Raw genomic sequence first — 12,962 nt, 5'->3', positions numbered from 1 at the left:
CATGTCATTTGGACAGCGAAACCTTGATCGTACAAAGCCTGAAGTCGACTTCCCCGAAGGGCCGGTTCCGGAAGAACTGCGCATCACCGACATCATCCAAGGGTCCGGGCGCGCGGTTGAACGCGGCGACCAAGTGCAGTGCCATTACGTCGGCGTGACCTTTGAAGACGGCGAGGAATTCGACGCCTCGTGGAATCGCGGAGAGCCATTGGCATTCCAAGCCGGCGTCGGCCAAGTGATTCAGGGATGGGATGAAGGTTTAATCGGCATGAAGGTCGGTGGCCGTCGTCGGCTCGAAATCCCGTCCGAGCTGGCCTACGGGAAAAGGGGTGCCGGCAGCGTTATCGGCCCGGATCAGGCGCTGGTCTTCGTCGTGGATCTCGTTGACGCACGCTGAAGGACGCGCACGGTGACTGAACCTCTCGATCCCAGGTAGCTCGAATGCCAGCTACGGTCCCTGAACGTCTATTCGCTCTCTACAGCTTTTTGCTCTCGCGTGAACGACCGGTTACCAAGGACCGGATCCGTGAGGGCATAGAAGCGTATCGGCGTGCCGGGTCGGATGCAGCATTCGAGCGCACCTTCGAGCGAGACAAGGCGGCTTTGCGCAGCCTCGGCATGCGCCTGGCGACAACCCAAGACTTCGGCGAGACCGTCTATCAGATTGAGCGCGAGAACCTGTGGCTCACGAATGACGAGTTCACCCCGGCCGAGCGCCTGACCCTGGGTATCGCCGCACGGCTCTGGTCGGATCCTAGTTACGCGCGCGACGTCGAGCAGGCGGTCCGGCGTCTGGGCTACGGCGAAAGCGACGTCGTTGGCTCCGGAGGACTCGAACACCTGACGCCGCGGCTCAGCTCCGGGGGAGAGCAGTTGGAAACCATTCTTGGTGCCTTGGCCCAGGGCGCCGAGATGACGTTCGACTACCGGGCGTCGACGTCACTAGTTTCGGTACCAAGGCGCCTCCGGCCGTGGGGCGTCGGACAACGGTTCGGCCATTGGTACGTCAGCGGGTGGGACGCCGACCGAAAGGCCTTCAGGAATTTTCGACTGTCCCGTATGACAGGTATCTCCACCAAGGACAGCGATCTACCGAGAGCACCCCGTGAGTTTTCGATGAGCAAGGCGCTCGAGAGTGTCTCCGAGGCTCCGGCGCCGTCGGTACAACTGGAGTTCCCTTCCGGAGCTTTGCCCGTGGTTCTGGATTGGTCCGAAGCGGGGACAGGAGTACGTATCCACTCCGAAGCCTTCCCCGCCGGAAACGGTTCGACGCTGATGAGCGCCGAGGCAACGGTTCCGGACGTGCATGAACTGGTCCGGTGCCTCGCCGAGCTGGGGTCTGGCGTCGCTCTCGGTATTCCCCGGGCGCAGGGCCTGGACGCCGAGGGTATCCAGCAGGCAGTCGACCGAGCGGTCGCGACAGCAATGAGCCTTCAGGACGACGTCTCGGCTTTGGTTGCCAGCGACACGGCGCGCATCGTCGAACCCAAACGCGCCAGAAACCGGGAGTCCAATGATCGCCGCTTCGTGCGCCTCGTGGACCTCGCCTCCTTTCTGGGCAGTCATCCAGGCTGCGGAACCCGTGAAATCGCTCGTCATCTCGGAGTGTCGGCAGGTCAGGTTCGCCAGGACCTCGAAGCGATTGCCAACGCTGGCGAGGAGCTTCTCGGCAGCGCATATATGCGGATCGACGCTTACGAGGACGAAGTCTTTGTGCAATTGCCAGAAGAACTGGAGCAACCACTCAACCTCGCTCCGGATCAAATCATTCGTCTGCTCCTGGCCGTTCAGATGCTCGAGCAGATATCTCATCAGCATGCCCAAACCGCCTCCGATATCTCCCGCAAACTGGTTCGGATGGCCAACGGTGCCGGGGTATCGGTGGATCAGTTCTCGATTCGCCTGGAACCGCACCTTGCTGAAATCGTTGACAAGCTCAGGCAAGCCGCAAGCGAACGGCAAGCGGTCTCGATGACTTACAGGTCTCGGGGGCAGGCGTCCGCAACCGAACGGAAAGTTTTACCGCTGGACGTGTACTCGAGCGGTAATACCTGGTACCTCGGGGCGGAGAGCCTGGAGCACCGTCAGGTGCGGACCTACCGGATGGAAGCAATCCGCGACGTCCGTCCGTTGCACGCCCCGGCAGCACAGCTCTCCATGGGCGCCGAAATCAATGAGCATTCAGAGCCGTCACGGACGACCGTGTGGGTTGCCGACCGCGCGAGGGCGCTGGCGGCGGCGCTGGGCGGAGAGGTCGTCGGGCACGTGGATGTGCCGCGTCACGCAGAGTGCGAAGGCCAACAGGTATCGGGGCAACTGCTCGAAGTCTCGGTGATCGATTGGTTCGGCTTATACCGACTCATGCTCCATCACGCCGGATCGATGGCCTTGTGGCAGTCGGCATCGTGGCAGACCGACTGGGCAGACACCGCACGACGCCGTGGGATCGACATCGGAGACTCCAGGTGACGAGATCGACCGGAATTCGAGGTCAGGGAATCGTTATCGATGCTTATAATGAGATTATGCCTTGGTGGTTTTGGATACTTTTGTGGACGGTGCTCGTCTTGGTATCTGCGGCGATTCTGGCTTGGTTGGCCTGGCGAACCGTTCGACGGTTTTTCGGCGCTCTCAACGAGGTCGGCACACTCGGGGAAGATATGACCAATCGGTGGGATAAATCATCGAGTTCCGTGGCCACAGGCATCCGAAAGGCGCCGGTGCCGGGAATTCTCATCCCCATCCACCAAGCTCGCGAGGATTATCTTCGCGAACGCTCGACGCGACAACAACGCAAAGTCGCCCAGCGCATCGCGCGGCGTGACCGCCTCGGTCAGCCCCAGAACATCAGGGATCTGATACGAGGCGACAAGAAAGGAAGAACTCATGTTCGGTAGGCTCTTTGACCATCCTATTTATCTCTTGATCCTGCTGGTGATCATTCTGTTGCTCTTCGGTGCTCCGAAGCTTCCGGGCATGGCCCGCAGCCTCGGCCAGTCGATGAGGATCTTCAAGTCCGAGGTCAAGGAAATGAAGGACGACAAGGACGAGGCGTCCAACAAGAAACATGTTGTCAATGGTGAGGTCGTTGACAACGGCAACAGCAGCGGCTCGCACAGTACCGATGGTGCGGCTGGGGATTCAGATGTCCGCGATCAGGGCAAGACAAAGAATTAGCCGCTGTTTCTTCGGCCGCCAGGGCCTGCCTGTGATGACTCGCAGGGCTGCCTTGGGCGGCCGGAATTTCTTGCTGACTCGAGGACACGGACCGAAGCATGGCAACTAAGTACAGCCGGAAAGGCAACCCACAGGCGCAGATGGCGTTGCGGGAGCACTTGAGAGAGTTCCGCAATCGGCTCATCAAGGCCGCCATAGCAACCGTGATCGGTGCTGTTGCCGGATTCTTTTTCTATTACCCGGTCATGGGCGCCATCACCAGCCCCATAGCCGATATTGCGCGTGATCACGGGCGGAATGCGACCATCAATTTCAATGGTGTCGCGTCAGCCTTCGACATCATGGTCCAGGTCTCGCTCGCCATCGGTTTGGTCCTGGCATCACCGGTATGGCTCTACCAGTTGTGGGCCTACATCATGCCGGCCCTGCACAAGAAGGAAAAACTCTACGCCGCGAGTTTCTTGTGCGTATCCGTGCCGCTTTTCCTCTTGGGCATCTGGATCGCTTGGCTGTGCATGCCGGCTGCCGTCAAGACCCTGACGGCATTCACCCCCGAGGGGGAATCCAACTTCATCGAGGCGAAAACGTACATTTCCTTCGTGGTGAAGCTGATCCTTTCCTTCGGTATTTCATTCGTCATCCCGGTCGCTCTGGTCGGCGTCAACATGATGGGGCTGATTCGTGGCCGTACCATCTTGAAGTCTTGGCGCTGGGTCGTGGTGATCGTTGCATTGCTGGCCGCAATGACCGCCCCCGGCACGGATGTCATGACGATGTTCTACCTCATGGCGCCCCTCCTCGTTCTCTTCTTCCTGGCCATTGCCATCTGCATGTACAACGACAAGCGGCGGGACAAGAAGCGCGCGAAATTGGCGGAAACATACAGCACCGAAGCCGACGAAGCCACTCGGAGCGACCAATTGGAAGGCTTGGGCCGATAAAACGTAGGGGCTCGTGGCCTCGTAATGGTCCGGTGCGGCGCAGAGCTGAATCGACAGTCTACGCTCAGCCGCGGCGGCTAAGCTGGTGTCATGCCCAGTTACGCCGATAAGTATCAAGCGGCTAAGGCCCGCAATCAGTATCTCAAGAGTCCCTTAGGGCTCTTCGAGAGCACGTTGGATTTCCCTCTCGACGAATTCCAACGGGAAGCCTGCGAAGTCCTTCAGGAAGGGGACGGCGTTCTGGTGGCCGCTCCGACGGGCGCAGGCAAAACCGTTGTCGGCGAATTCGCGGTGTTCTTGGCCCAGCGCCAAGGCAAGAAAGCGTTCTACACCACGCCGATTAAAGCCCTGTCTAACCAGAAATTCCACGACTTGGGGCGCATCTACGGTTCGGAGAACGTCGGTCTGTTGACGGGGGACATTTCCGTCAATTCCGAGGCACCGATCATGGTCATGACGACCGAGGTCTTGCGCAACATGTTGTATGCGCAATCCTCGACGCTGGACAAGCTCGGCTTCGTCGTCATGGATGAGGTGCACTACCTCGCCGATCGATTCCGCGGCGCCGTATGGGAAGAGGTCATGATTCACCTCCCCGAGTCGGTCGCCGTTGTGTCCTTGTCGGCGACCATCTCCAATGCCGAAGAATTCGGTCAGTGGCTGGACACCGTCCGCGGGTCTACCGAAGTGGTGGTTTCGGAACATCGGCCCGTACCCCTGTGGCAGCATGTTATGGCCGGGCACAGACTTTACGATCTCTTTGCGGACAACACGACGATCTCCAAGGCCGCGGACATAGTGCGCCGAAGCGGCACCGAGAAGATCAAGGTCAATTCAGAGCTCCTCAAGGCCACTTCTCGCCGTGGCGCTCCGCCTCGTCGCGGCCGACGGCCGGGAAAAGGGCAAGGAAAAGGGCGCTCCGGCTCGCCGGCCATGCGTCGCGCCCCTCGTCCCGTCGTCTTGCATTCGCTCGACGAAGACGGGCTCCTGCCAGCGATTTACTTCATCTTTTCCAGGGCCGCCTGCGACGACGCCGTTCTGCAGTGTATCGACGCGGATATCCGGCTGACCGATCAGCGGCAGGCGCAGCTGATCCGAGCCTATATCGCTGAAGCGACGGCAAAAGTCGATCTCAAGGACCTGAGGGTCCTAGGGTTTGACGACTGGCGCGAAGGCCTTTCGAGGGGCATCGCTTCGCACCATGCGGGTATGCTTCCGCTCTTCAAGGAAATCGTGGAGCATTTGTTCACGCAGGGACTCGTCAAAGTCGTGTTCGCGACCGAGACGCTTGCGCTGGGCATCAATATGCCTGCACGAAGCGTCGTAATAGAAAAGCTCTCCAAGTTCAACGGCGAACAACACGTGGACATCACCCCCGGTGAATACACCCAGTTGACCGGCCGGGCCGGGCGGCGGGGGATCGACGTCGAAGGACATGCCGTTGTCCTGTGGAACGACGGAATGGACGCGAAGGCCATCGCCGGCCTGGCTTCTCGACGAACATATCCTCTCTACTCGAGCTTCAAGCCGACGTACAACATGTCGGTCAACCTTCTGGACCAGTTCGGCGCCGATCGGGCCATGAGCATTCTGGAATCATCGTTTGCCCAGTTCCAAGCGGACAAGTCGGTCGTGAGCCTCGCGTCGAAAGTGCGCAAGCAAGAGAAGGCCCTCGCCGGTTACGAAGAGTCCATGACATGCCACCTCGGGGACTACGTCGAATACGCCAACTTGAAGTACAAGTTGAATCAAACCGAAAAGCGGTACTCTCGGGATCGCAAACGGGTCAGCCGCTCCGCAGTCGAATCCACGATGCAGCTCTTGGTCCCGGGGGACGTTGTCGATATACCTCGTGGGCGAAACTCGGGACCGGCCGTGGTGGTGGGAAAGCCCCAAGGCGGCTTCGAGACACGAATCGGGGTTGTGACGACTTCCGCGCATTTGCGTGTGATCGGCCCGTCCGACTTTGATGGGCCCATTCAACCTGTTTCGAAGGTCAAGGTCCCTAAGCACTTCACGGGCCGGACTCCGCAGGACCGCCGTGATATGTCTGCTCGGATTCAATCTGCCCTGGACGAGGGAAAGCCTCCGCGAACCGTCAAGCCTCCGCGAACACCCGATTTCGAAGCCCCGAACCGAGAAAAGCAAGAAATCGGCGATCTGCGACGTGCTGTTGAATCTCATGCCTGTCATGGTTGCTCGGAAAGGGAAGACCACGCTCGCTGGTTCAATCGTTGGGTGAAGTTGAAGAAGGAGACCGATTCGCTGCGGCAGCAGATCGACTCGCGGACCAATACGATTGCAAAGAGGTTTGCCAATATCCTCGAGCTCTTGACCGATTACGACTATGTGGCCCCAGACGCCGGAGGCGAACCTCGGCTCCTTCCCCGTGGCGAGTCGCTGCGAAAAATATATGGTGAGCGCGACTTACTGGTGTCCCTCGCGTTGAGAGACGGCTACTTCGAGGGGCTGGATCCGGCGGCGATGTGTGCGGCTGTCTCTCCTCTGGTGTTCTCTGGTAAGCGCGATGAAACCGTATTCCTAAGGACTTACCCGGCTGGTTTGGAAGACAAGGTGACAAGGCTGCACGGTGTGTGGACGGAGTTGACCGGACGTGAGCGACATCATCGTCTGCCGGAGACCCCTGTTCCCGATGTCGGCCTCATGTGGTCCATTTATCGGTGGGCGAGGGGCGAGTCTCTCTCGAAGAGCCTGGAGGGTTCGGGCCTTGTTGCGGGAGACTTCGTGCGAGCCACGAAGCAGGTGATCGACGCCTTGGACCAGCTGGGACACGCGGTTGACGATCCCATGTGGCGTACCGGATGCGAAGCAGCGATCAACTTGATCAAACGCGGGGTCATCATTCACGAATTGGACACGCCCGTGGGTACCGAGAACGACTCCTCGGGCATCGACTACGAAGAATCGGAAGAGGTATGAGAATCTCAACTCAGAATCGCGGTCAGGAGACCGTCATGTATCGGAACGGATCCGTGTACAGTCCTGCGGACCCGTTTGCGACGGCCGTGCTTGTCCAAGGCGACCGCGTGGTTTGGGTCGGTGAAGAGGCCGGTGCCGATTCCCTGACTGATAACAAGGTCACAACGGTGGATTTGGACGGGCTCGTTCTCGTGCCCGGTTTTGTTGCTCGCGGTGGGGGAGATGCCCCCGCCGAGGACGAGACCAGGGCCTTGGTTTCTGCCGGCTACACCGCCTGTATTGTGGGCGAAGGAGACGAGAAGCCGGCTTTTCATTCATTTGCGGAAGACTTCGGCCATGACTTGCCGGCGGGGGTCGAAGTCCGCCGTGCCTCGGACACAAAATTTTCACATTCCGAGGCTGGTCTATTGGTCGAGGCGAGTCTCGAGGATCGAGGTTGGATCGACGTGATACGCGAAGAATTGCGCGCAGGCACAGCGGTCGGCCTCGTCCCTGCTGAAAAATCCACGCAAGAGGACCCGATTATCAACCCGTGGGCATGGGCTACCCAGGGGCTCCGGTTGCTCTCGGATGAGACAGGCCTGCCGACTCGGGCGACTTTCACAGCTCAGACGAGAGGTCTCAGGAGGCTTTTCCGCGTCGGCGGGCCCTTGGGCGGGCAGATCGTTCCGGATGCCAATGCCGACTTCGTGGGGTGGCGTGCAGAAGCTCTCATGGTTCAAACCGCGGATTCGCGAATAGCAGCGTGGAGCACCGATCCTCGTGCTCGTACTCCGTTGCTTCCAGAGCTCGCAGGGGAGAAGTACCCCCAGGCCGAAATCGCAAGGATTGGCACCCTGGAATACGGGTTGTAGGGGCGTCCGCCAAGTCACTGCCGCGCTCGAGAAATCCCGAAAGAGTTGGGATAGGGTAGCGCCGGTACTATTAAACCGATAAGCGTCATGAGGACAACCTGAGTGACTTCAAGATCTCCGCAGGAGCATTCACAGTGGAACTAAAGACCCTGACAGTGATACCCACGTACAACGAGCTCGAGGCTCTTCCCGTGGTGATCAAGCGACTGCGAGCCGCGCAACCGGAGGTACACGTCCTCATCGTGGACGACAACAGCCCGGACGGCACCGGAGATTTGGCCGACGGGCTGGCAGCGCAGGACAGCAAGATCCATGTGCTTCACCGCAAGGGCAAGGGCGGACTCGGAGCAGCGTATATTGCGGGATTCAAATGGGGCCTGGACCGCGATTACGAAGTCCTCGTCGAGATGGACGCGGATTCTTCGCACCAGCCGGAGCAATTGGGCCGGCTTCTCGAAGCGGTGGATAACGGCGCCGATCTGGCCATTGGATCCCGTTATGTACCCGGCGGCCAGACCATCAATTGGCCGTGGCATCGCCAGTTCCTGTCCCGGGGTGCAAATTTCTACGCGCAGACGATCCTCGGAACCAGTGTCAAGGACATCACGGCCGGATACAGAGCGTTTCGTCGGGGGACCCTTGAGCGCATTGATCTCGATACCATCGAGTCCGTCGGATACTGTTTCCAGATCGATTTGGGCTGGCGAACCGAGCTGGCCGGACTGACCATAACGGAAGTGCCAATCACGTTTGTCGAGCGTGAGCTGGGGGATTCCAAGATGGACTCGGGCGTCATCCTCGAGTCCATGTTCAAGGTTGCCCGCTGGGGTCTCGGGGCTCGCGCCAAGACCCTGAGCAATAAGGCACGGGCTTTAGGCTCAAACCTCTAGACCTAGGGAAGAGGCCAAAAAGGACCGGGGCAACACCTCACAAGGTGTTGCCCCGGTCCTTTTGCCTCGGGTCATCATTTCCCGACTCCGATAGGCGCGCTATCGACTAGCTTTCCTGCTCCGCCGGAAGCTCGTGGCGTTCCCGGTAGTACTCGATGCGCTTCTGGAGCGTTTCTTCCAGCTCTTCCATCGAGCGGCGTTCGAGGAGCATGTCCCAGTGCGTGCGAACAGGCTTTTCGTTGCCGACCTCAGGCTTGGATCCGTCCATGAGAACGGCTTCCTTGCCCGATTTGGCGGTCCAGGTGGACGGAATCTCGGCCTCGGCGGCGAAGGTCACGAAAACCTGTTCGCCGTCCTCGGTACGGTATTCGACGCGCTGACGCGGGGCGGGCTGGACACCCTGCTCGGATTCCATGGACTGCGAGCCGAGGCGCATGCCTCGAAGGCTACGGTCACTCATTGATTTATTCCTTCCCAGGTGAAAGCGCGGTCACGACACATGATTCAGCGCCAACGCACTCACAATTATTCCCACCTATGTTCTCATCCTCAGTAGCCGGACTCGAAATCCGTCACCGCCGTTGGCGAGACTCGTCGAAGCCTGAAGCCCACGGCGCCGCACCCACCCGGTTACGGTGTGCGTGCGGCGCCGCAAGAGTCAGGGAAGAGCCGCTAGTAGGGGCTTGGTTCCTGTTACTTCTGACCGGGAATCCCGTAGGTGCGTCCGTTGTCGTTATTCTCACGCTCGGGTGATGGCTCATCTGCCTGCTCGGACAAATCCGAGTCAGGTTGAAGCGGTTCATCGGGATCGATGCTCGACGGAGGCATCTCGAATTCGTCGGGATCCACGCTGGTCTGATTGATATTGGGTTTGAGGTCCTCTTCAGTAACCTTCAGATCCGGCGTATCGACGATCGGGCCGTCATCGTCAGGAACATCCGGGGCGGGCTCTTCGTCCGCGGAATTCGGCGTGAATGGGTTCATGGGGTCGACACCTTGGCCGTCTCCAAAAGCCTTTCCGATTCCGCGCAATGCGTCACCGAGCTCGGTCGGCACGAACCACAGTTTGTTGGAATCGCCCTCGGCCAGTTTCGGCAGGGTTTGCAGATACTGATAGCTCAACAGCTTCTGCGTCGGATTTGCCTTGTGAATGGCGGAAAAGACCTTGTGGATGGCCTGAGCCTCGCCATCGGCACGCAAGATTGCCGCTTTCGCGTCGCCTTCGGCGGAAAGAATGGAAGCCTGACGCTCGCCCTCGGCCGTGAGGATTGACGACTGCTTGGCGCCTTCCGCCGTAAGAATCGCCGCACGGCGATCACGTTCGGCGCGCATCTGCTTTTCCATCGAGTCCTGGATCGACAGGGGCGGCTGGATCTCCTTGATGTCCACGCGTGATACCCGCAGACCCCAGCGGCCGGTCGTGCTGTCCAGAACACCCCTGAGTTCGGCGTTGATCTGGTCTCGCGAGGTCAGAGCTTCCTCGAGATTCAGCCCGCCGACGACATTGCGCAACGTTGCGCTCGTCAGCTCATCGACGGCGTGAATGTAGTTGGTGATCTCGTAGGTCGCTGCCCGAGGATCCGTGACCTGGAAGTACACGACGGTATCGATACCTACGACGAGGTTGTCCTCAGTGATGACGGACTGCGAGGGGAACGAGACGACTTGTTCGCGCAAGTCAATGAGCGGAAGGACGCGGTCAATGAAGGGGACCACGAAATGCAGCCCGGGGTTCAGGGTGGTCTGGTACTTTCCGAGTCTTTCGACGATACCTGCCTTAGCCTGAGGGATGATGCGCACAGCCTTGAATAGCGCGATCACCACGAACAGGATCAGGAGTACCAGCACAACAATAAGTGCTGTCATTTTCTGCACCTTCCTTGGTGGTTCTTGGGTCGGATGGGCTTTCTAGGATTCTCGGTCGATACCGGGAGAGTCCGCTGCCTCGACCATGGCCGTGGCGCCAGCAATACTGCGTACAACGGCAAACGAGCCCGCGGGGATAGAACCCTCGTGGTTAACCATACGTGCTGTCCAATGGTCACCTTCGAGTCGAATCAGCCCCGAGGTATTGGAGATCGTCTCGAGAACCTCAACCCGCTGGCCCAGGAGCCGATCCACATTGCTCGAGCTCTGAGGCGCGTTGCGACCCAAACGTCGCACGATAATGGGCCTCACGACGAAGATCAGCAGAACAGATGCCACAGCGAATACGACGACTTGAATCGTCCAGCTGTGTGTTATCAAAGCCGTGATCGTTGCGGCGAGACTGCCGCCCGAAAGCATGAGGCAAAAGAAATCGAGAGACAGCATTTCGATCACTGCGAGCACGATGACGGCAATCAGCCACACCGCAAATGGATTTTCTGCGATCCAGGTCAGCACGAGTGAGATTCCTTCCATAGGTTGTATTCACCATGGTGCCCGCAAAGTTCTATAGGGCCAAGGAATCCACGGTCGGCTGAACATACATATAACGCCGATAATCTACATTATGTAAAGTAAACGACTTGGCCGCTGCCCCGTCGTGGATTGCATGGCCGCTCCTCGACTAGATTCGAAGCATGACTCAGAATGCCAGCGTCAATCGCAATAATGCCTCAAGCCACCCTCGCATGCACAAGGCCCCGGTGTGGCTGTTCCTCGTGGCCGATATCGTCCTCGTCGTTGTCTTTGCGGCCATTGGCAGAAGCTCTCACGGTGAGAACCTCTCAGGCACGTTCTCCACAGCCTGGCCGTTTCTCGCGGGTGCAGTCATTGGCTGGCTGATCGTCCGCGCTTGGCGAGCCCCTCAGGCGGTTTTCCCGACTGGTATTACGGTGTGGCTGGCCACGGTCATTGTGGGAATGGTCCTGAGGGCCATAGTCGGCGAAGGAACGCATTGGTCCTTTATCCTCGTTGCAACCATTGTCAACGCTGTATTTCTCATCGGCTACAGGTTGCTGGTGAAGCTTTTGACCAGAAGGGCGGCAACTCGCCACTAGGAGTCCAAGAATAAGAGAACTCCCCCAAAAAACTCACGTAACTTTAACCTTTACTTTAGGGTTAACCCATGAGGAATTCAATCCATTTGGTCAATACCTTCTGGGCACGCCCCGAGTCGATCGATTCCTGCGCACGACCTATTGCGTGATTAATTCGCTCGATCAGCGGTGAAGAAGTGTCGTCGGAGGCGGCCACCAGTCCGGCTGCGGCGTTCAGAACAACGGTGTCGCGAATTGGGCCGCCCTCCCCTGCTACAAGGCGGCGAATGACGTCTGCATTGAATTCCGGATCCTTGCCAGTGATGTCCGCGAGGGTGTTGGAAGGCAGGTTGATATCTGCGACTTCGATGACACTCTCTTCCAGTGTTCCGTCATGGGCCTCCCACATCTGAGTGGGTCCGATCAGACTGAGCTCATCCAAATTCAACGGGCCGGTGAAAACGAGGGCGTGATTTCCGCGACGTGCGAAGACGTCCGCCATGAGAGGCGCTATGCGGGCACTTGATACGCCGATCACCGAGGAAACCACGCGTGCAGGGTTGGCGAGGGGGCCCAGATAGTTGAAGACGGTAGGGACTCCTAGAGTCCGGCGAATCGGACCTATGTATCGCATGGCTGGGTGGTACGTGTTGGCGAAGAGGAATGAAATGCCCACTTCGCCCACTGAGGCCTCAACCCGGTCGGCTGGTGCGTCAAGAGGCAGGCCTAGTCGCTCGAGGGCGTCAGCAGACCCTGTCGAGGAGGACGAAGCCCGGTTTCCGTGTTTGACCACCTTGACCCCGGCCCCCGCCATGACCAACGAAGCCATCGTGGAGATGTTCACCGTGTTGTGCTGATCCCCTCCGGTGCCGACGATGTCCACCGCTTCGCGAGGGCCGCTGTATGGCTCTGCCATGTCGAGCATCTGCTCCGAGAGCCCGTGCAGCTCCTCGGCTGTCTCCCCCTTGGTGTGAAGACCCACCAGGAACGCAGCAACGTGAACCGGATCTGCGGCCCCGCTCATCATCTCCCGCATGGCCCATGCGGCCTCATCGTAATTCAGGTCTTCGTGACGCTCGATCGCGTTGATGAGGCTCTTCCAGGTGGGCTGATTCGTGGGGTCTTGGGTGTTGCTCATAGGGCAACCCTAAGCGATAAAACCCTCCCCCCTGTGACCCCTAGACCCGGAACCTGACT

At 59.2% G+C, this 12,962-nt stretch carries 13 protein-coding genes; 9 read left to right on the top strand and 4 right to left on the bottom strand.

Translation table 11 applies throughout. The annotated features are described in order from the left end of the window. Position 1 precedes the first annotated feature (1 nt). The 8 genes from EWR20_RS05590 to EWR20_RS05555 all read left to right on the top strand — a co-directional run bounded on the left by EWR20_RS05590 (position 2) and on the right by EWR20_RS05555 (position 8,802). A complete protein-coding gene (locus EWR20_RS05590) occupies positions 2–397 on the top strand; it encodes an FKBP-type peptidyl-prolyl cis-trans isomerase (protein WP_129359654.1) in 396 nt (131 codons plus the stop codon). 44 nt (positions 398–441) lie between these two features. Next, positions 442–2,469 carry a helix-turn-helix transcriptional regulator gene (locus EWR20_RS05585; RefSeq protein ID WP_129359653.1) on the top strand — a complete coding sequence of 676 codons (2,028 nt, stop codon included), beginning with the start codon at positions 442–444 and terminating at the stop codon, positions 2,467–2,469. Positions 2,470–2,525: 56 nt separating this feature from the next. After that, entirely contained in the window at positions 2,526–2,897 is a 372-nt protein-coding gene (locus tag EWR20_RS05580; protein ID WP_129359652.1) for a hypothetical protein, read from the top strand. Continuing rightward, positions 2,887–3,177, top strand: a complete 291-nt coding sequence (gene tatA, locus EWR20_RS05575; RefSeq protein WP_129359651.1) for a Sec-independent protein translocase subunit TatA — start codon at positions 2,887–2,889, stop codon at positions 3,175–3,177. Before EWR20_RS05580 ends, tatA begins: the two co-directional genes overlap by 11 nt. Positions 3,178–3,275: 98 nt before the next feature. Then, positions 3,276–4,118, top strand: coding sequence for a twin-arginine translocase subunit TatC (gene tatC / locus EWR20_RS05570; RefSeq protein ID WP_238147604.1), 843 nt, complete (start codon positions 3,276–3,278; stop codon positions 4,116–4,118). 90 nt (positions 4,119–4,208) lie between these two features. After that, on the top strand, positions 4,209–7,058 hold the full coding sequence (locus EWR20_RS05565; RefSeq protein ID WP_129359650.1) for a DEAD/DEAH box helicase: 2,850 nt from the start codon (positions 4,209–4,211) through the stop codon (positions 7,056–7,058). Next, the gene (locus EWR20_RS05560; protein WP_129359649.1) at positions 7,055–7,912 is read left to right on the top strand and encodes a hypothetical protein; all 858 of its coding nucleotides are present in this window, start codon (positions 7,055–7,057) and stop codon (positions 7,910–7,912) included. Before EWR20_RS05565 ends, EWR20_RS05560 begins: the two co-directional genes overlap by 4 nt. 134 nt (positions 7,913–8,046) lie before the next feature. Continuing rightward, positions 8,047–8,802, top strand: a complete 756-nt coding sequence (locus EWR20_RS05555; RefSeq protein ID WP_129359648.1) for a polyprenol monophosphomannose synthase — start codon at positions 8,047–8,049, stop codon at positions 8,800–8,802. Positions 8,803–8,908: 106 nt separating this feature from the next. On the opposite strand, the gene EWR20_RS05550 is transcribed toward EWR20_RS05555, so the two are convergent. From EWR20_RS05550 to EWR20_RS05540, 3 genes are all read right to left on the bottom strand, one after another. Further along, positions 8,909–9,262, bottom strand: coding sequence for an RNA polymerase-binding protein RbpA (locus tag EWR20_RS05550; protein ID WP_129359647.1), 354 nt, complete (start codon positions 9,260–9,262; stop codon positions 8,909–8,911). Positions 9,263–9,495: 233 nt separating this feature from the next. Next, on the bottom strand, positions 9,496–10,668 hold the full coding sequence (locus EWR20_RS05545; protein WP_129359646.1) for an SPFH domain-containing protein: 1,173 nt from the start codon (positions 10,666–10,668) through the stop codon (positions 9,496–9,498). Between the two features lie 42 nt (positions 10,669–10,710). Beyond that, positions 10,711–11,205, bottom strand: coding sequence for an NfeD family protein (locus EWR20_RS05540; protein WP_129359645.1), 495 nt, complete (start codon positions 11,203–11,205; stop codon positions 10,711–10,713). A gap of 161 nt (positions 11,206–11,366) precedes the next feature. Between EWR20_RS05540 and EWR20_RS05535 the strand changes: the two genes are divergently transcribed. Then, positions 11,367–11,786 (top strand): DUF3054 domain-containing protein, encoded by a 420-nt coding sequence (locus EWR20_RS05535; RefSeq protein ID WP_238147603.1) that lies wholly within the window; start codon positions 11,367–11,369, stop codon positions 11,784–11,786. A gap of 61 nt (positions 11,787–11,847) precedes the next feature. On the opposite strand, the gene trpD is transcribed toward EWR20_RS05535, so the two are convergent. Further along, positions 11,848–12,903, bottom strand: coding sequence for an anthranilate phosphoribosyltransferase (gene trpD, locus EWR20_RS05530; protein WP_129359644.1), 1,056 nt, complete (start codon positions 12,901–12,903; stop codon positions 11,848–11,850). Positions 12,904–12,962: the final 59 nt, after the last annotated feature.

It is taken from the genome of Rothia uropygioeca (assembly GCF_004136585.1).
Classification (GTDB): Bacteria; Actinomycetota; Actinomycetes; order Actinomycetales; family Micrococcaceae; genus Rothia.
This window is presented reverse-complemented; position numbering and strand designations above follow the sequence as displayed.

Excerpts from the sequence above, each read along its gene's own strand:
- tatA (WP_129359651.1), top strand. The coding sequence starts at position 2,887 with ATGTTCGGTAGGCTCTTTGACCATCCTATTTATCTCTTGATCCTGCTG.
- EWR20_RS05565 (WP_129359650.1), top strand. The coding sequence starts at position 4,209 with ATGCCCAGTTACGCCGATAAGTATCAAGCGGCTAAGGCCCGCAATCAG.
- EWR20_RS05545 (WP_129359646.1), bottom strand. The coding sequence starts at position 10,668 with ATGACAGCACTTATTGTTGTGCTGGTACTCCTGATCCTGTTCGTGGTG.
- EWR20_RS05590 (WP_129359654.1), top strand. The coding sequence starts at position 2 with ATGTCATTTGGACAGCGAAACCTTGATCGTACAAAGCCTGAAGTCGAC.
- trpD (WP_129359644.1), bottom strand. The coding sequence starts at position 12,903 with ATGAGCAACACCCAAGACCCCACGAATCAGCCCACCTGGAAGAGCCTC.
- EWR20_RS05560 (WP_129359649.1), top strand. The coding sequence starts at position 7,055 with ATGAGAATCTCAACTCAGAATCGCGGTCAGGAGACCGTCATGTATCGG.
- EWR20_RS05535 (WP_238147603.1), top strand. The coding sequence starts at position 11,367 with ATGACTCAGAATGCCAGCGTCAATCGCAATAATGCCTCAAGCCACCCT.
- EWR20_RS05550 (WP_129359647.1), bottom strand. The coding sequence starts at position 9,262 with ATGAGTGACCGTAGCCTTCGAGGCATGCGCCTCGGCTCGCAGTCCATG.
- EWR20_RS05540 (WP_129359645.1), bottom strand. The coding sequence starts at position 11,205 with ATGGAAGGAATCTCACTCGTGCTGACCTGGATCGCAGAAAATCCATTT.
- tatC (WP_238147604.1), top strand. The coding sequence starts at position 3,276 with ATGGCAACTAAGTACAGCCGGAAAGGCAACCCACAGGCGCAGATGGCG.
- EWR20_RS05585 (WP_129359653.1), top strand. The coding sequence starts at position 442 with ATGCCAGCTACGGTCCCTGAACGTCTATTCGCTCTCTACAGCTTTTTG.
- EWR20_RS05580 (WP_129359652.1), top strand. The coding sequence starts at position 2,526 with ATGCCTTGGTGGTTTTGGATACTTTTGTGGACGGTGCTCGTCTTGGTA.